A 17111-nucleotide genomic window follows, 5' to 3' on the forward strand; every position below is an offset into this window, starting at 1 on the left:
TTCTCGCTCCCGCCGCGCCTTTTTTGGCGGCGTTGGCGAACCTGGGCGCGCAAAGCGGCCACAAGAAGATATCGAGGAGAAGCGCAAGTGGAGAAGCAAGAGTCGGGCGGCTGGTATTTTGGCTGGAATATCGTAGGCGCCGCGACGGTACTCACCCTGTTGACGGTCGGCCTGCGCATGGGGGTCGGGCCGTTCTTCCTGCCCATCGCGGACGCCCTGGGCTTCACGCGCAGCACGCTGTCCGGCATCGTCGCGATCGGCATGCTCTGCTATGGGCTGGCCATGCCGGTAGCGGGTTATCTGGTCGGCACGCGCGGCACCCGCTTCGTGCTGCTGACCGGCACCGCCATCGTTGTGTTGTCGATCATCTGGACGGTCTACGCGCGCGGGCCCATCGAATTCCTGCTGTCTTTCGGCGTGGCGCTGTCCATCGGCCTGGGCTTCACCAGCCCAGTGGCGTTGACGCCGGTGATCAGCCGCTGGTTCACGCGCCAGCGCGGCATGGCGCTGTTCTTCCTGTCCACCGGATCCATGGCGGGCATCGCGCTGATGACACCGACACTGACCTTCGCGATCTCGGCCGTGGGCTGGCGGGAAACCCTGCTGGCCTTCGCTGCGCTGTTCGCGCTGCTGACCGTGCCGATGGCGCTCTTCGTCATTCGCGATGAAGCGCCCGAGCACACTGACCTGCTGCCGCACCAGATCATCGACAAAGCAGGACCGGCCAAAGCCGCGGCGAAGCAGCCGGCGCCCAATGTGCGCGCGGCGCTGAGTTCGCTGCCTTTCTGGCAAGTGGCGCTGGGTCTGTTCGCCTGTGGTTTCAGCATGAACCTGCTGGGCACGCACGGCGTGCCCATGCTGATGGACCATGGCTTTGACGCCACCACCAGTTCGCTGGGCATAGGCCTGATCGGCCTGGTCGCCATCTTCAGCACCCTGGTCCTGGGGCGCATGTCCGACCAGGTCGAACGGCGCGCCATCCTGGCTGCGATCTATCTCGTCCGCGGGTTGGGCTTCTTCGCGCTGGTCATGGTGGGCGCGCATTGGGAGCTGTACGCCGCGGCCACCCTGGGCGGCATCGCGTGGGCCGGCAGCATCGCCTTGTCGTCGGCCATTCTTGCGGACGTCTACGGCGTGCGGCTGGTGGGCGTGCTTTACGGACTGGTCTACCTGGGCCATCAGGTGGGCGGCATGATCAGCTCATGGCTGGGCGGCTGGGCCTACGAGACCTTCGGCACGCATTGGGTGGCCTTCGGGGCGGCGGGCGCGCTGCTGTTGGCGGCGGCCCTGATTTCCTTGCGCCTGCCGGCGCGGGGCTTGCCGCGCGCGGTGGCGGTGGCCGGCGGTTGATGCCCGCGGACTGCGGGCCGATGCCGTCCGCAGCGTTTGCCATCGCGTCCGTGACGCCGGATGCGATGGCCTCCGAGCCCGTCCTAGCGGTCCTTCAGCAGCGACACCAGTTCCGGCACGTAGCGGTCGCCGCCGCCTTGCGTGACGGCCTGGTCGAAGGTGTGCTGCACGGCCGCGCCGATTTCGCGCACCGCGCCCGTTTCCGCGGCCATGGTGTTGTAGTAGGACAGGTCCTTTTGCGCGTTCGACATGAAGAACCGCAGCGAGGACGGATCCTGTTCCAGCAGGTAAGGCTTGATGCGCTCCAGCGCCACGCCGCCGCCGCCGCCCTTGGCCAGCACGTCGGCGAACACCGCCGGATCGATCTCCGCGCGCAGCGCGCAGGCGGCGGCTTCCGACAGCAGCGCGACCACGCCCAGCGACACGTAGTTGTGCAGCAGCTTCATGCGGTGGCCGGCGCCGATCGGGCCGGCGTGCGTGATGTTTTCGGCGAAGCAGGCCAGCAGCGGCTTGCATTCCTCGAACAGCGCCGCGTCTCCGCCCACCAGCAGGTTGAGCCGGCCTTCGGCGGCTTCCTTGGGGGTGCGCGTCATCGGCGCATCCAGAAAGCGGCCGCCGGATTCCGTCACGGCCTGCGCCACCTTCACGGTGGACGAGGGAATCGCCGTCGAGCAATCGATGATGACCGTGCCCGGGCGCAGGCCCGCCAGCACGCCGCCTTCGGACAACAGCACGGCCTCGACCTGCGGGCTGCCGGTGACGCAGAGGATGATGACGTCAGACTGGGCCGCCAGCGTGGCGCCGTCGGCGACGCTGGTCGCGCCCGCGGCCTTCAGCGTGTCCAGGGGCTGGTTGCCCGGATGCTCCAGCACGGTCAGCGCGTGCCCGTGCTTGACCAGATTGCTTGCAATGCCATGGCCCATGAGGCCGATACCAACCATGCCGACTTTCGCCATCTTCCACTGCTCCTGCCATATAGGGGTTTGTTATGGCGTAAATCTTACTCTGACTTGCGGATCGTCCGCGCCGCGATCACAGGTACGCGACAAGCCGTGCCGGCCGCGGCCTTCTTTGCGATACTCGAGGTATTCCGCGTGAAAAAACCAGGCTTGAGCATGACAGACTCCATTCCTTCCGGTTTCGCGCCCTGGCGCCCCAGCAGCCCCTTCATGGAACATCTGGCCGACCTCGGCGCGCTCTACAAGCGCGATGCCGATTGCGTCCTGGCCCTGCGCGTGGGGATGGCGCACACCAATATGCACGCCATCGCCCACGGCGGCCTGCTCGCCACGTTGGCCGACAGCGCGCTGGGCCACACCATTGCGGAGCAGGCCCAGGCCTCGGTGGTCACGGTGCAGATGTCGGTGGAATACCTGAATCCGGTCAAGCCCGGCGATTGGCTCGAAGCCCATGTCCGGATCGACAAGCAAGGCCGCCGGCTGATCTACGCCACCTGCCTGCTGCAAGTCGAAGGCCGCCTCATGCTCAAGGCCAACGCGGTCTTCGCGGTACGCGCCGCGCCCGCGCCCGCCTCCGACGGCTGAGCCGCGAGCCGGCTACAAATAGGGCGTGGCCAGCCAGATCACCTTGTTGCGCAGGCGCCTGGCGAACGGCGCGCGCAGCAGGTTCTCCAGCGTTTCGCGCTGGCCCTGCGCGATCAGGCCGTCGACCCGCGCGCCGATCCACCGCGCCACGCTGGGATCATAGATTTCGGTATCCAGCTCGAAGTTCAACCGCAGGCTGCGCGGGTCCAGGTTGGACGAGCCCACATAGGCCCAGGCGTCGTCCACCGTCATCAGCTTGGAGTGGTCGAACGCGCCATGCGAGCGCCAGACCCGGCAGCCCGTGCGCACCACCTGGTCCAGCTGGGCCGTCATCGCGTAGTCCACCAGCCGCAGATTGTTCTTGCCAGGAATCACGATGTCCACCACCACGCCGCGCCGCGCGGCCGTGGCCAGCGCGCCGATCAACGTCTGGTCGGGCAGGAAGTAGGGCGACTGGATGCGCACATGGCGCTGCGCCACCGCCAGCGCGCCCAATAGCATATTGTGTGTACTGCCCAGGGCGCGGTCCGGACCGGACGGCACACAGCGCATCGGCACGTCGCCCGTGGGCGGCAGGGCCTCGGGATCGAACCAGGGCCTGGCCGGCAGCGATTCGTGGGTAGTGAAGTTCCAGTCATGCGCAAACACTGACATCAGCTGCGTCACGATAGGCCCCTCCACGCGGAAGTGCGTGTCGCGGTTGGTGCCGTCGCCGGCCAGCGCGCTGACAAAGGCGGCGCGCACGTTCATGCCGCCGGTAAAGCCCACCCGCCCGTCCACCACCAGCACCTTGCGGTGGCTGCGCAGATTGGCATAGGGCATGCGCAGCACGCCCAGCGGATTGGTCATGAAGCGCGCCACCGGCACCCCGCCGCGCGACAGCAGGCGCACGATGGGCGGGCGCGAATACTTGGAGCCGATGGCGTCGATCAGCACCCGCACCTCGACCCCGCGCTCGCGCGCCTCGATGAGCGCCTGCGCCATCTCCCGCCCGATCGCGTCGTTGTCGAAAATATAGCTCTGCATCGCCACCGCGTGGCGCGCTTCGCGGATCGCCTGCATCATCGCCGGATAGGCCTCGTCGCCGCCGGCCAGCGGCCGCACCGCGTTGCCGCCCAGCAAACGAAAGCGGCTGACGCGGTCGCCCAGCACCTTCAGCGACGCGAACTGCTGGCCGGAAATCGGCGCCACGTCCACGGGCGCGGTCTCGACTTGCTCCGCATCCTCCAGCATCGCCTCGTCGCGTTGCTGCGACAGCCGCGTCTTGCGGATGCGGTTAATGCCCGCCACGAAATAGACCAGCGCGCCGAACAGGGGCGAAAACAGCGCCACCCCCACCCAGCCTGTGGCTGCCCGCACGTCCTGTTTGGTCATTGCGGCATGCACCGCCGCGCCAGTTCCGGCGACGATGCTGATGGCAAATACCAGATGGGGCCAGTAGTCGATCAAGATTGCGTGTATGCGGTCCATGGCGATGGCGTAAGCGCGGCCTCCGTAGATGATCAATGGCGAAGGATAGCAAGGTGGTCCGCCCTGGCAAGTGGGGGATTGGGGGCTGTTTTCACATCTTTAAAAAAACATGCTAGAATTCGGCCTCTTCGTTGTTGAGCAGCTTTAGAAAGCGGCGCGGCAGGGAAGAAAGCAGTACCAGAGGTGGCTGTAGCTCAGTTGGTAGAGTCCTGGATTGTGATTCCAGTTGTCGTGGGTTCGAGCCCCATCAGCCACCCCAAAGAATTCAATGAAGATCAAAGGCACTTACGCGAAAGCGGAGTGCCTTTTTTCATTGGCGAATGCCGCGCATTGAAAAATTCCGCGCTGATACGCCCGTAGGGGATTCCAGTAGAACCGCGTCCTGCTCGTGCTATACCCACCTGGTCTTGATCCGTTGCCAACCCCAAGCCACGACAGCCATGGTCAACATCTCCCGTGAAACCTCCGAGCAAACCGAGCAACGCCTGCGCCAGGTAATCACCCAGGCACGGCTACGCATATACCCGGGCGCCTACGTGTTCGTTGAGTTCCCGTTGGACAGATTCCCCAGTGCCGTCCGCGCAGATGCTCTCGCACTGGTACGAGACGACCAGGTGTGGAGCCAGCTCGTGCCCAGTGACGGGACGCACGAGGAACAGTTCGGATTATTTCGATTCCACTTTCCGCCGGCGGCGGACAACAGCGGCTTTGTCGGGTGGCTGGCCACGCATTTCAAGAATCGGTTTGGCACCGGCGTATTTGTCACGTGCGGCCAGAATCAGTCGGATGGCGGGATCTTCGATTACTGGGGCGTGCCGACGGCGCTCGCGGACGAAGTGTTCGCTGAAGTCCAGCGGCTTGTTGAGGGACGCTAGGTGCCGTCGCTGGCCATGGCGGCTGGTACACGGCTCGAAATAGATGGATTTCAAGTCCCGAGGACGCCACCGCCACCCGGAAGGATTGGATTGCTTTTTCTGGACGAGTTGCTTGCACCACCATGGCGAATACCCTGTTTGTTCAAAAAACAGGGGGGGGGGACGGCCAGGCGGAAATGGCTATGCGGTGCGGGTATTGTGGGGATGCCGCTGATGGCTCCGGTTGCGGCGCAGTACATCGCCGCCGGAGATCGTGCGGCGTGACGAGCTCATGCAGAATTCAACGGCCGTTTCCTCAAGTTCCGACGGGAGCTGGGAATTCCAACCCGGCCTGGGCGCAGGTGGCGCCTTGGCGCGCCATTTTGCTCCAGCGTAAGAACGGTCTCTCGATTGCCAGATGAATGCCGAGTGCGGCAAGGTACGAGGCCAGCGATGCTCCTGCTATGGCTGCCGCAGGTTCGGCCCCTTTCTCCACTAGGACATACATGATGGCGTAGCCAAACAAGGCATGAACTACATAGAGCGGATAGCTGATGTCGGCGAAATGGCCGAGGAGCCTGTTCTTCGTGAAGCTGTCTCTCAGCCGATAGCAGATATGAAAGACGACGATGGCCAGCATGTATCCGGACATCCATTGATAGGTGTACTCAGCCCGCTGCGCGACTCCCAGCCATAGAATCGGAATCAGGATACACACCAGTATCTGCACGATCCGGAACTCGCCCGTGGTGACCTTATTGTTCAGCAGCGAGTAGTAGGCCATTCCAAGCAATAGCATCAGGCCGGACGCGATCTGTACTCCGGTCGGATACCCGTCAAACTTGAATGTCCATCCCGCTACGGCTGCAACCACGAGCATCGCCATGATGTGTCGAGCGAAGCCAAACCGCATGGCCCTGGCGCCCAACAAGCAGAGAATTAGGTAGAAATATATTTCGACTTCCAGCGTCCAACTTATGCCGTCGATTCGGGGTACGCCTGCTGGCGCGCGGGTAATGATGCCGAAGTGGGCGAATATGCCAAACAATGAGAAGTGAAAGCCGTTCTCTTTGTACCTCGAGAGCGCGTACAGGGTGAGCATGGCGAACGAGAAGCCGGCTATGTAAACCGGATATATCCGGAGCGCCCGTCTGTACAGAAAATTCAGTCTGCTGCTGTTTTGCATGGAAAACGGGATCACCAGGCCGCTGATGATAAAGAAGATGCTCACTCCGAACTGCCCCAGGACGATGCAGTAATCGCCGACGAATGACAGGAAATCGGACCTCTCCGGGAGGTTCGCCAGCTTTGGAACCCCAAGCAGGTCGCATATCACGGGATTCATTACCCAGAAAATGCCGGCGAAGTGAGAAAGAAGCACCGCTAAGGCTGCAAAGCCACGTAGCGCATTTGCGAATTCCAGCCTTCCAGGATGCTGCGCCGCCACCGAATGTTCCCCTTGTTCATTTTTCATGATTGCTGTTGGTCAGTCTCGTCTGGCGATGAATTGTAGGGTAATACTTGGGGGGCGGAGGGCCGCCAGGAAGCGGAGGCCTTCGTAGCGTGCGCGACTCAGGAGGACCGCTTTGGCGGGAGAATCGCTGTAGCGAAGCAGGAGCGAACGGCGGACAACCTGATCACGATTCGGAGCACTGCGGGGCGGTGCCAGACAAGGAAAAAGCCACCCTGTGAACTGAGGTGGCTTTTGCGCTTACCCGCAAGGCGAGATCCCTGGTCTCCGATCACTCAGGCCGCCACTGCCCCGCCTCATCATCCCGCAACCTTGCGCCCGCCCACACGACCCGCCCCAGCACCCGCACCGATGCCCCGTTCTCCAGCGGGATGTCATCGTGCAAGGGATTGAACGACCGGGCCATCCATTGGCCGGTGAGCCGTTCCCTGGCCACCGTCTTAACGATCATCTTGCCGTCATAGTTGATGGCATAGACGCCGCCAGCGGCAATGTCCTGCAGCGTCAGGCTTTCGTTGGGAACCACCAGCAGCGCGGCGCCGTCACGAATGACGGGTTCCATGCTGTCGCCTTTGGCATAGACCACGCGGGCCTTGCCGTTGTCCGCGCCTACCGACCTCAGGAATGACTTGCGGAACTGGATCATGCCGGTCTGCTCTTCGGCGTGGTTTTCGATGGGGTCGCCCGCCGCCAGGCGCACGTCGGCCAGCTCGGGGACCTTCTCGAATCGGTCGTTGGCGGCGGGCGGTTCGCCCACGCCTACGTTGGCGACGACGCCTGTCTGGGTGCTGATCCGGATCCGGCCTTCGCGCTCGGTCTGGCGCGTGGTCTTGCCGCCCTCCCAGGGTGCCGCGGGCAGGCCATCGATGCGCATGGGGAATTCGTCGCGGGATAGATAGGCGTCCACCAGCGAGTCGCTACGCAGGACCGTCGGCATCTGCGGCGCGGCAGGAACCGGGAAGACGTCTATCCCCAGCTTCAACTGGGCGATCGCCAATGCGAGCGCGCCCTGCAGCTTGTTCAGCTGATCCGGGGGCAATGCGCGCACTTGTTCTTCCGGGATGCCGGGGAAGGGCCACGGCGCGGGCGGAGGCGCCAGCGCCGCGGCGGCAAGGGAGCCACCGCGTGCCGGCAGTTTCGGGGCGGTGCCGTCATACAGCCATTGCGCGTTCACGCGCAGCAGCGGGGCAACCTTGATGCAGGTCGCCATATCCATGCCGTTGGAGCCATTGAACCAATGCGTCGCCGCGCCGGAAGAGGCGCCGGCTGCCTTCCATAGGTCTGTCTTGGTAAGGCGTGGCTCGGCCGCGTCCGCCCGGCGGGCCGCCTCCTCGTTGAACGCCTGTGTGATTCGCTTCTGAAAGGTCATCTTAGGATGCTAAACAAAAACAATCTTAGTTGGCTTGCATTTAATATCTTAGCATTCTAAGATTTAAACATGATAGCGAGGTAAGACTGGCGGGGATGCAAAAACACGCATGAACTACTACAGCCACAACATCGGCGACTACGCCCAGGCCACGGCGCATTTGAGCCTGGTCGAGGATGCCATCTATAGCCGCCTGCTGCGCCGGTATTACGCCGAAGAGCAGCCCATCGTGGACAACCTGCAGCAGGTATTCCGGTGGGTCGGAGCCCGTACCGAGGACGAAAGAGAGGCGGCCGCGCAGGTGCTGTCCGAGTTCTTCGTCCTGCGCGACGGCCATTGGCACAACAAGCGCGCGGACGTCGAGATTGCCGCCTATCAAGGGCTCTTCCCGCCACGAACCCAGGCGCGAGGCAGCTCGTCGACAGGCAGGGCGCAACGCCTGGCTGACTGGACCGAGGAGCTGCGAGAGGTCCTTGCCGAAGACGGCCGGCCGCGCGAACGATTCATGGGGACGATCGATGCAACCCGCTGACATCCCGCCCGCCACCTTGGGGGCGCTGGTGGTGAATGAAATGCTGTTGATGTACGGAGCCAAGTTCGCGCAGCAATGGCAGGGCCTGACCGCCCGCGAGCTGAAGGATTCATGGAACCAGAAACTGGCGGGCCTGGACGAGGTGCAGGTGCGCCGCGGCCTGGTCGCCTGTCTCACCCAGGAATGGCCCCCGACGTTGCCGCAGTTCATCAAACTGTGTTGTCCGTGGATGGTTCCCGAAGTGGCGTATCACGAGGCAGTGCGGGGCTTGGCCGCCCGCAGGCGCGGAGAGCTCGGCATCTGGTCGCATCCGGCGGTGTACTGGGCCGCGGTAGGCGTCAGCACGGTGGATCTGTTGGGCTGCACTTATGGCGCGATCAAGGCGCGCTGGGAGAAGACCCTGAACGAGGAACTGGCGAAGGGCGCGTGGGCGGATATCCCGCTGCCTCGTGCGGCGTTGCCAGCGCCAGGCCAGACGCTGGCGACGCGGGCCGAGGCCGAGGCGGCGCTCAGAAAAATGGGTGCGCAGAAGGTGTTGAGGGACCGCGGGCGTCCGCATCGGAGCTGGATTGAGAAGTGGGAGGCGCGCATCGCGCATGGCGATCACCCGAGCAAGGGGATCGCCGACATGCTCAGGCGCGCCAAGGGTGACAGCGGCGAGGCGCAAGGCTGTCGCCAGGGCGGCGCCTGCGGGAAGACAGGTAAACAGTGTGAGGTGGCTGATGAGTAAATTGACAGGCGATGATCTGCTCTGGAACTGGGTCCGGTGGACCTGGTCCGGCGCTACGGTGGGAAACATGGAGGCGTACCTCTCCGAAGAGGAGGACTACCGCCCCATCAACCATCAGCACGCCCTGGAGGTCGAGGCGATGCATGCCGCGCTGCCCTGGCATGAGCGGATGATCATCATCGCCGAATACCCGCAGAAGAACGTGATGTTCGGCCAACTGGACGGCCGCGCGCGCCGCGCGCAGGCGCTGGACTGGATCGCCGATACGACAGGCGTGGCCCTGAGCGAAACCGAATACAAACTGTACCTGGGCCTCTTTCGCAGCCTGGTGGAACGGAGGCTGGCGTGAAGTACGCGCACGAGGTGATGGATCTGATGGCCTGCTATCCCGGCCGCTCATTCCGTTTGATGGAGCTGGTGCGTCATGTGTCACGCGGCCGGTCTTTGTCTGTTCCTGAAAAGACGCGCCTGCAAAGAGGCATCCAGCGGGCCATGGACGCGCTGCAGGATACCGGCAGCGTGCTGATTCAAGAGCCCGAAACCGGCGGGCATGGGCGCACCTATGCATGGCGTGTGACGGTTCCGTCACAAGACCGCGCCCGATAGGTCACGGAATCGGTCACAATGGGTCCGGGGCATTGCGCCCCTAGCAAATGCAGCCCCGGCCACGTGCCGGGGCTTTTTGTTTCTCGGCGTGTCGCTTCGGCGCCTGCCTTTTTTGGCAGAGACTCAACTCCTTTGGAGTTCAGATAAACACTATTGAAAACCGGTAGGCCGACGACCTCGTCACGTTCTTCAAGGCAGTGGTCGCCTGAGAGGCCGAGACGCTGCAAGGCCAAGGTGAAACGTAAAGTTTTCCAAGGAAATTTACTGGTGGCCCTGTACCCAAGTGGAGAACTCAAGAGGGTGGGCTTCGTCCGAGCAGCAGCCGGCGCGCTAGAGCGTGCGTTGAAAGAGTGGGCAGAAGCGACAAAGAGGAGGCCTGTGCCCACAGGGGCAGGAGCGTGATAGCAAAGGTGCTGGTTGGCCGTAATGTGTTAAATACAATTAAAAATCGTTATCGTTTTCTTGGGCTGAGGTGGTCGAGCTAATGCTCTGTGCAGGCTGATTGCCTAGGGCGTAGATCGCCGCAGATGAATTGAACTTACCAGTGGAGGAGTCGATGGTTGTCACTGAACGGACAACTTTCCGGTCGGTATTGCGTGTAGCCGGTGGTATTGCGCTGGCGACATCGCTCGTTTGCGCTACAGGAAACACTTCCGCGTCTGCAGCATCTGACCCGCGTCCTGTCTACGAACACGATGTGACCTTTTCGCCACAGAACGGTGGTCGAGATTTGAGGTCGCTAAGCGTGCATCCAAACGGTCAAGATTGGTTGTTCGTGGAGTGCGTGTTGCAGCAAACCCAAGGCTGCCAAGTCATGCGCTTCAATTTGACGTCGGGAAAGCTGTTTCGCTTTACTCTGCCTGCGGGTCATTCCTATACATACGCTCACTATTCGCCGATGGGGACGTACATTCTGATGAGTCGAAGTCCCATTTATGGGACTTCGGACGAAGATGTCCGACGAGCGATCAAGGCGTCTCAGTTGGTAATGATGCGAAGCGATGGCACCGATCTTCAGATCGTTCCCACAGAGGCTGGCGCAAATCTCTCGCCGATCATGTCGCCAGATGAATCGCGAATAGCTTTCTGGCGTAGCGATCGCATTCTTCCGCCTGGAAAGGGCTTGGCGCTCTTGGATCTCAATATCTGGGAGTTCGATCTGAAATCAAGGACCGAAAAGCTGTTTGCAGGAAAGAAGTTTGAGTTCTTGACAGGAGGCGAACTGATTTACCTGGGCCAGAACGAAATGTTGTTTAACTCATACCAATACGCCCGCCCATCCTATCCAGTTCGCTTGAGCGACCCACCCGACAACGCCGGTCACAGCGCCGGCTTCGGTCGTGCGATTGGCGGTGAGAATTGCCGCGTCGTCCAATGTCATTTTGACGATCCTTTGGGCGTGCATTCTGCATCCCCATAAAAAAAGCCGCAGATGCGGCTTACATACACGCTTCAACGGCTCTGCAGACAAGTTCACTCGCAGCAACGTTCAGACTGATGCCAGGCGTCGTCCAACATCGTCCACCGCGTCGGAGCATTCGTCCTGGCGTATCACTCAGGCAATCTCAGTTGGCCTTGGGCTTTTCCGGGAACACCACATTCATAGGAAATCTGGCCTGCGAGGTGATATCGCGCAGCGCTTGCCGATACGGTACATATGCCGCGCGAATCGATTCGCTGACATCGGGCATCTGCGACCAGTCTGATAGCCTCAGAAGCTCATCACGGTCCGCTCTTACGGCTTGGGCCAGATTCTCGACGGTCGGGTCGGGCCGTTTCTCCAAGTAGGGTCGTCCATCCTCCGCCGTTGCTATGTAGTGCTCAATCACCTGGCCCGTCATCAGCTCGGCCTTGTACTCGGGATCTACCCGATATCCCCCTTCAATGCTTTCAAACCAACCGCTGTTCTTCCAAACAAATGCCATTTCAAACTCCTACTGCGATGAAATCGACAGGGACAGGAACTCCGCCGTAGCCGGCTGTCGCGACGAGGTTGACCTGAACTCCACCCAAAATGCTGCCATCGTTGTCATAGGCCTTGTATTGAATTGCTGTGGCATTGGATCGCTCGCTGAGAACCACTCTGCGCCAGGTGCTAAACGCCTGATCGAATGCGACCGTAGCTACCGAGCTGCCACCGCTGACCGACGTGATGTATATCGACCCCCATTGCACCTTCAAACCTCCAGGAAACGTTTGTCTGCCAATCGAGGCCAACGCCTGATTGCCGCCTTTGAAAGCATCTGCAAGCCGCAGCGCAGTGAGCGCGAGCGTGTTGTCGGTCAGGGCCTGGGCTTGTGCCGCACTCGCAATGCCCGCCGGCATTGAGGCCCAATTGGCGCCCATCGCATCCGGATCGGTACTGTTGTTGTCCACCAGGTTCAACCAGTAGCCGCTCCCGACCGCCTTTCTCAGTTGAGCGCCCTTCGGGTACCCCCCAATGGCTGCGCCAAATTCGGCGTCGTAGGGATAGCGGCTATCGGGTTGTTGGCGAATCTGTACTATCAGCGCCGCCGCGACCGTCGGGAACAGGCGGAAAGCGAAGCCCGCATGGCCGCCTTGCGAGAAAGGTGTGGACTATGAAGCTTGGAATGAAGATCGCGGGTGGCGCGGCGACGCTCCTTGCCAGTGGAGCCCTGGCGGTGTTCTCACCCACTCTTCAGCAGTTGCTGGCCCGCTGGGAAGGCGGCTCGCAAAACGTGGTTTACGCGGACAAGCTGGCCCATGGCTTGCCGACCGTTTGCAAAGGCATCACCAAGCACACTAGCCCCGATCCGGTGGTGGTCGGGGACTATTGGTCGCCGGAACGATGCGAGGAGGTTGAGCGAATGGTGGTCCGCAAAGGGCAACTGCAGCTTGCCGACTGCATCCAGGTGAAGATTAGCCAACCGATCTTCGACGCGTTGAGCAGCCATGCTCACAACTTCGGCACACCGTCGACGTGTGCCAGTCGAGCCGTCGCGCTGATGAACCAAGGGCGTCTTGCCGCTGGTTGCGATGCCATCGCCAATGCACCGGACGGATCGCCGGTATGGTCATTCGTCACCGACGATAAGGGCCGAAAGCGGTTTGTCCGGGGTTTGCGCGATCGGCGCATCGAGGAACGCGAATTATGTCTGTCCGGTATTGGATGACCGCCGCCACGCTTGGTGTCGTTACGCTTGGCCTGGGCGTCTACTGGTACGGCGCCAACCAGTACCGCGCCGGCATCGACCAGGCAAACGCCGACTACGCATTGGCCGAACTCGCCGATTTCAAGCGCCAGACGGTGCGCCTGGGCGGGATATCCGAAACCCTGGAAGAGGCGCTCATCGCGCTGCGCGACGCCAGCCCCAAGATCATCGAGAGGTACACCCGTGTCGAAGTCCAGAGCCCTCTGCCTGCTGGCTGTCGCATTGACGCTGAGCGGCTGCGGCACATCAACGAAGCCGGCCGCCTGGCCAATGCTGCCGGCCAACCTGGCCCAGCCGTGCCCGCAGGTGCCCGAGGTGACGAGCGATAGCTGGGACGATCTTGCGCGCAGCTACATCGCGTTGGCGGCTCTGTATGGGGAATGCGCGGCACGGCAGCGCGCTGTGGCGAAGGCCTGGGAGGAATCCTGAGACGGTCAGCCATGAGACCACGATGCGGCCTGGCCTGCCGCAATGAAGAGTCCGCTTCTCGCGGGCTTTTTTTTGTCCATTGCAGGAGATAGCGATGTAGACCAGACCCAGACACGCGAACAGAGAAGTATCCCTAACCCAGTGGTGGAAAATCTCCCGGAGATAACACATGACGATCAGAACTCTTTCTCTACAGCAACTGAAGCGCTCGGCCGAGAATTCGGCAGCGATGCAGCATCGTGTCAATGACGACGCGCCTGTTCCTCTAGAACCACGCACTTCCGGTGCGCTGGCAAGCCTGGCAGGGCGTTCCGTTCAAGTCCAGGACTATGGTCCGACCGCGGATGGCACGTTGCATACGCTCGCGGAGCGTTACGCCACCTTGTCGGCGGCCCAGTCCGATTATCCCTTCGTCACCTCGCTGGCCGAATCCATCGATGGCGTGGCCATTCAGGCCGCGATTGACGCGGCTTTCAGCAGTGGGATCGGCCAGGCGCAGTGCGCGGGGGGAACCTACGTCATCAATTCGTCTATCTACATGCGCGCCGGTGTGGAGTTGGTTGGCGACGGCAAGACCGTGGTTACGCAGCCCGACGGCTTGAACTTGCTGACCCTGATCGAGTTTGGCTACGCACATGGGGCAGGGTTGCGTGGATGCACGGTCAACGGCAACCGCAACAACAATGCGGCAGACTACAACGCGGTTCTTGTTCATGTGCGCGGGGCCAATGATGCGAAGGTCCATGACAACGTACTCGTTGGCAGTTGCGGATACGGCATCGCATGCAATGGCGCACGCATGAGTGTCGTCGGCAACCACATCGAAGACACGTTCATGCACGCCATCGGTGTGTATGGAACCGTGGGCCAGGAGTCCCGGCACCTCATCCTTCAGAACAGGATCGTTCGCCCGGGCGCAGGGGCAATATTGCTCGGAACGGCCGATTACAGCATCATCGCAAACAATTCGATCTACTCTCCCATCATCGGCGGCCGCGATGCTCGGTTGCGCGTAAACCTGAATGGCGCGACCGTGTCCTGGGTGTCGGGCCCGAAGTTCGAAAATGTGCGGGTGGGCGAAGTGCTGGTTATCGACGGCGGCAAGGAGTTCCGCATCATGGCGAAGACCAGCGACACGCAATTGACGATAAACCCCGAAGGTAGCGCCCTGGCGTTGACAAACGAACTGGCGGCCATCGGGTGCGGCGACCTGATAGGCGTGATCAGTCAATTCTGCAGGGTTACGGACAACGTCCTGGTCGGCGGCGCTACGTTCGGGATCGGATGCACGGTGGGGGGCAATGCCGTGAGCACCGTTGGCAACGAGATTGAGGGAAACACTCTGAGGGGGCAAGGAAAGCACGCCCTGGTCGTGGGTTGGGACACGGGGGCAGGGGGCGTTTACGACACCGTCCTGCGCGGCAACATGATCTACAACGCGGGCGACGCCGGTGGGAACAGCACATACGACCGCATCCCTGTTTTTCTATCCGGTCAGACGCTCGGCAAGGTGGGCGGCGTCTTCGTGGAGGGTAATTACATCGTCGGCCCGGATGGCGACAGCCGCTGTCCATACTGGATGGGCACGGACCTGAAGCTGGAGTACGGATCGGTGCTGGTCGGCCGAAATCACTCGATTCGCATGTTGAATCCCGGAATTTTCAACGACGTGGTGGCTGTGTCGCTGTCCGGCTGGGGCGACGCGGCAAGCGCTACCAATATCGTTTCCTACGGCCACTCCGTCCGCATGACGATCAATTGCGCGGGCGCCGGATTTACTGGCGGTCCGTCCTTCACGATCCACAAGATCTGCGATAGCGCCGAGCAACCTGCAATGGTCAAGGCCGACATCACGACCACCACCGGAGTGCTCGGACAGATGTGGGGCGAACAGAGCACCGGCTCGGGGCAGTGGCGAGCTACTTACTACGGCACGCCCTCCGCGGGAAACACTTTCGTCATCACCACGCGCGCTTGAGCGCAGCCAAGCGCGCATTTTGATGACCTGAGTGCAACGAGGTAGCGGAGCCAGCGCCTCGCCGCAAAATCAAAAGCCCGCAAGCGCAAGCCGCGGGCTTTTCATTCCTACCCTTCAAAAGGACTCTTCTTCTTCCTCCGATTCACCGGCCGGAGGATTTCACCAGACTTCAACCGATACACGTCTTTACCCTCCCAGATCACGGCGCCGCCGGTGGAGAGGCGGCATTGCAACACTATGCATGGATCGGGACTTTCGTCCGTAGCGGGTTTCTGAATGATATGTCGCTCGATCCGGTATTGGTCTCCTGCTGCCGAGACCGCAATCACATCCTCCAGTCGTCTGCACGAGATTGACATGATGAGCCTCCTTCTCTTGCGCCACGTTGAAACCTGTGGTGCTGAGCTCATCGTCTCGACTGGCCCTATCCCTGTCAATGCTGCTGCGGTCCATCATCCAAGCGCATGCACGGCGCTTCCCTGGGGAGCGTCGTGCATACGCATGAGGCGGTGCATGCGTTTGGCCTAGGCTGTTTTCAAGGCCGCGCGGGTGTTGAAATGCGGTGGCGGTTTGAGGTATCGATGGCCGCCGCAAGGCCTGCGTCAGACGCTATTCAAGCTTCACGTTGGCGGACTGGATGACGGCGCGCCATTTCTTGTAATCCGCGGCGATGGTCTGCGAGAACTGTGCGGGCGTGGTGGGCATGGCGGTGGCGCCTTGGGCCGCCAGCGCGTCCTGCACGTCCTTCGAGGCCAGGATCTTGTTGAGCTCCGTGTTCAAGGTCTGGATGATGGGCTTGGGCGTCTTTGCGGGGGCCAGCAGTCCGTACCAGACGCGCACGTCGAAGTCGGGGTAGCCGGATTCCGCGATGGTGGGCACATCCGGCATGGCCGGGCTGCGCTTGGCCGAGGTGACGGCGAGCGGGACCGCGCTGCCGGCCTTGATCTGCGGCGCGGCCGAGGGGATGGACGTGAAGATGATGGGCACCTGGCCGCCGAGCAGGTCGGCCATGGCCGGGCCCGATCCCTTGTAGGGCACGTGCACGAGCTTGATGCCCGCCTGGAGCTGCAGCAGCTCGGCGGCCAGGTGCGTGATGGTGCCGGCTCCCGGCGAGCCGTAGTTGATCGTGCCGGGCGCCTTCTTGGCGGCGGCGATCAGGTCCTGGAGGGACTTGTACGGCCCGTTCTTGTTGGCCACGACCACCAGCGGGGCCTCGCCGACGATGCCTATGGGCTCGAAGTCCTTGACCGGGTCATAGGCCAGCTTGGCGTAGAGCGAGGGCGCCACGGCCAGGTTGTCGACCTGGCCCATGACGATCTCATAGCCATCGGGCTTGGCGCGCGCGGCGGTGGTGATGCCTATGGTGCCGCCGGCGCCGGGCCGGTTCTCGGCGACGACGTTCCACTTGACCGAGTCGGACAGCTTGGCGGCGACGGTGCGCGACAGGAAGTCGGTGCCGCCGCCCGGCGTGAACGGCACGATGACGCGTATGGGCTGGTTCGGGTACTGCTGTGCAGCGGCGGGGGCGCAGGCGGCAAGCGCGCAGGCCGAGAACATTAGGGCACGTAGCATGGTTGTGGTCTCCATTCCTTGGTGGGCGCGTCC

General features: G+C 62.2%; 19 protein-coding genes and 1 tRNA gene. 13 read left to right on the forward strand and 7 right to left on the reverse strand.

The window, feature by feature from the left end; genetic code table 11:
- The first annotated feature begins 87 nt into the window (after nt 1-87).
- The gene (locus tag FOC84_RS22625) at nt 88-1350 is read left to right on the forward strand and encodes an MFS transporter (protein WP_173146410.1); all 1263 of its coding nucleotides are present in this window, start codon (nt 88-90) and stop codon (nt 1348-1350) included.
- A gap of 83 nt (nt 1351-1433) precedes the next feature.
- Here the strand turns inward: FOC84_RS22625 and FOC84_RS22630 are convergent, their stop codons facing one another.
- The gene (locus tag FOC84_RS22630) at nt 1434-2306 is read right to left on the reverse strand and encodes an NAD(P)-dependent oxidoreductase (RefSeq protein WP_173146411.1); all 873 of its coding nucleotides are present in this window, start codon (nt 2304-2306) and stop codon (nt 1434-1436) included.
- Between the two features lie 159 nt (nt 2307-2465).
- Between FOC84_RS22630 and FOC84_RS22635 the strand changes: the two genes are divergently transcribed.
- Entirely contained in the window at nt 2466-2894 is a 429-nt protein-coding gene (locus tag FOC84_RS22635) for a PaaI family thioesterase (RefSeq protein ID WP_173146412.1), read from the forward strand.
- A 12-nt stretch (nt 2895-2906) separates the two neighbouring features.
- Here the strand turns inward: FOC84_RS22635 and cls are convergent, their stop codons facing one another.
- Nucleotides 2907-4364, reverse strand: coding sequence for a cardiolipin synthase (cls, locus tag FOC84_RS22640; protein WP_173146413.1), 1458 nt, complete (start codon nt 4362-4364; stop codon nt 2907-2909).
- Between the two features lie 183 nt (nt 4365-4547).
- Here cls and FOC84_RS22645 point away from each other — a divergent pair.
- Both FOC84_RS22645 and FOC84_RS22650 read left to right on the forward strand, forming a co-directional pair.
- A tRNA-His gene (locus tag FOC84_RS22645) sits at nt 4548-4623 on the forward strand.
- 181 nt (nt 4624-4804) lie between these two features.
- Nucleotides 4805-5239 carry a DUF6196 family protein gene (locus FOC84_RS22650; protein WP_173146414.1) on the forward strand — a complete coding sequence of 145 codons (435 nt, stop codon included), beginning with the start codon at nt 4805-4807 and terminating at the stop codon, nt 5237-5239.
- Between the two features lie 295 nt (nt 5240-5534).
- Here the strand turns inward: FOC84_RS22650 and FOC84_RS22655 are convergent, their stop codons facing one another.
- Both FOC84_RS22655 and FOC84_RS22660 read right to left on the reverse strand, forming a co-directional pair.
- A complete protein-coding gene (locus tag FOC84_RS22655) occupies nt 5535-6692 on the reverse strand; it encodes an acyltransferase family protein (protein WP_173146415.1) in 1158 nt (385 codons plus the stop codon).
- A 268-nt stretch (nt 6693-6960) separates the two neighbouring features.
- A complete protein-coding gene (locus FOC84_RS22660; RefSeq protein ID WP_173146416.1) occupies nt 6961-8058 on the reverse strand; it encodes a S24 family peptidase in 1098 nt (365 codons plus the stop codon).
- 109 nt (nt 8059-8167) lie between these two features.
- Between FOC84_RS22660 and FOC84_RS22665 the strand changes: the two genes are divergently transcribed.
- The 5 genes from FOC84_RS22665 (at nt 8168) to FOC84_RS22685 (ending at nt 11346) form a co-directional block, all read left to right on the forward strand.
- Nucleotides 8168-8590 carry a YdaU family protein gene (locus tag FOC84_RS22665; RefSeq protein ID WP_173146417.1) on the forward strand — a complete coding sequence of 141 codons (423 nt, stop codon included), beginning with the start codon at nt 8168-8170 and terminating at the stop codon, nt 8588-8590.
- Nucleotides 8577-9320, forward strand: coding sequence for a hypothetical protein (locus tag FOC84_RS22670; protein ID WP_173146418.1), 744 nt, complete (start codon nt 8577-8579; stop codon nt 9318-9320). Before FOC84_RS22665 ends, FOC84_RS22670 begins: the two co-directional genes overlap by 14 nt.
- Entirely contained in the window at nt 9313-9669 is a 357-nt protein-coding gene (locus FOC84_RS22675) for a hypothetical protein (protein WP_173146419.1), read from the forward strand. Before FOC84_RS22670 ends, FOC84_RS22675 begins: the two co-directional genes overlap by 8 nt.
- Nucleotides 9666-9926: a hypothetical protein gene (locus FOC84_RS22680; RefSeq protein WP_173146420.1), complete on the forward strand. Its 261-nt coding sequence runs from the start codon at nt 9666-9668 to the stop codon at nt 9924-9926. Before FOC84_RS22675 ends, FOC84_RS22680 begins: the two co-directional genes overlap by 4 nt.
- Before the next feature lie 556 nt (nt 9927-10482).
- Entirely contained in the window at nt 10483-11346 is an 864-nt protein-coding gene (locus FOC84_RS22685) for a hypothetical protein (RefSeq protein ID WP_173146421.1), read from the forward strand.
- Nucleotides 11347-11491: 145 nt separating this feature from the next.
- On the opposite strand, the gene FOC84_RS22690 is transcribed toward FOC84_RS22685, so the two are convergent.
- Both FOC84_RS22690 and FOC84_RS22695 read right to left on the reverse strand, forming a co-directional pair.
- The gene (locus tag FOC84_RS22690; protein WP_173146422.1) at nt 11492-11851 is read right to left on the reverse strand and encodes a tail fiber assembly protein; all 360 of its coding nucleotides are present in this window, start codon (nt 11849-11851) and stop codon (nt 11492-11494) included.
- Nucleotide 11852: 1 nt separating this feature from the next.
- Complete coding sequence (locus FOC84_RS22695) at nt 11853-12311, reverse strand: hypothetical protein (RefSeq protein ID WP_173146423.1); 459 nt, start codon at nt 12309-12311, stop codon at nt 11853-11855.
- 194 nt (nt 12312-12505) lie between these two features.
- On the opposite strand from FOC84_RS22695, the gene FOC84_RS22700 reads away from it, so the two are divergent.
- From FOC84_RS22700 to FOC84_RS22710, 4 genes are all read left to right on the forward strand, one after another.
- A complete protein-coding gene (locus FOC84_RS22700; protein ID WP_173146424.1) occupies nt 12506-13060 on the forward strand; it encodes a lysozyme in 555 nt (184 codons plus the stop codon).
- Nucleotides 13039-13428, forward strand: a complete 390-nt coding sequence (locus tag FOC84_RS22705) for a hypothetical protein (RefSeq protein ID WP_173146425.1) — start codon at nt 13039-13041, stop codon at nt 13426-13428. Before FOC84_RS22700 ends, FOC84_RS22705 begins: the two co-directional genes overlap by 22 nt.
- Nucleotides 13370-13528 (forward strand): Rz1-like lysis system protein LysC, encoded by a 159-nt coding sequence (gene lysC / locus FOC84_RS33590; protein ID WP_438800842.1) that lies wholly within the window; start codon nt 13370-13372, stop codon nt 13526-13528. Before FOC84_RS22705 ends, lysC begins: the two co-directional genes overlap by 59 nt.
- A gap of 169 nt (nt 13529-13697) precedes the next feature.
- Entirely contained in the window at nt 13698-15506 is a 1809-nt protein-coding gene (locus FOC84_RS22710) for a right-handed parallel beta-helix repeat-containing protein (RefSeq protein WP_173146426.1), read from the forward strand.
- A gap of 609 nt (nt 15507-16115) precedes the next feature.
- On the opposite strand, the gene FOC84_RS22715 is transcribed toward FOC84_RS22710, so the two are convergent.
- Entirely contained in the window at nt 16116-17078 is a 963-nt protein-coding gene (locus FOC84_RS22715) for a Bug family tripartite tricarboxylate transporter substrate binding protein (RefSeq protein WP_173146427.1), read from the reverse strand.
- Nucleotides 17079-17111 lie beyond the last annotated feature (33 nt).

This window comes from Achromobacter pestifer (genome assembly GCF_013267355.1).
GTDB classification, from domain to species: Bacteria; Pseudomonadota; Gammaproteobacteria; order Burkholderiales; family Burkholderiaceae_B; genus Achromobacter; species Achromobacter pestifer_A.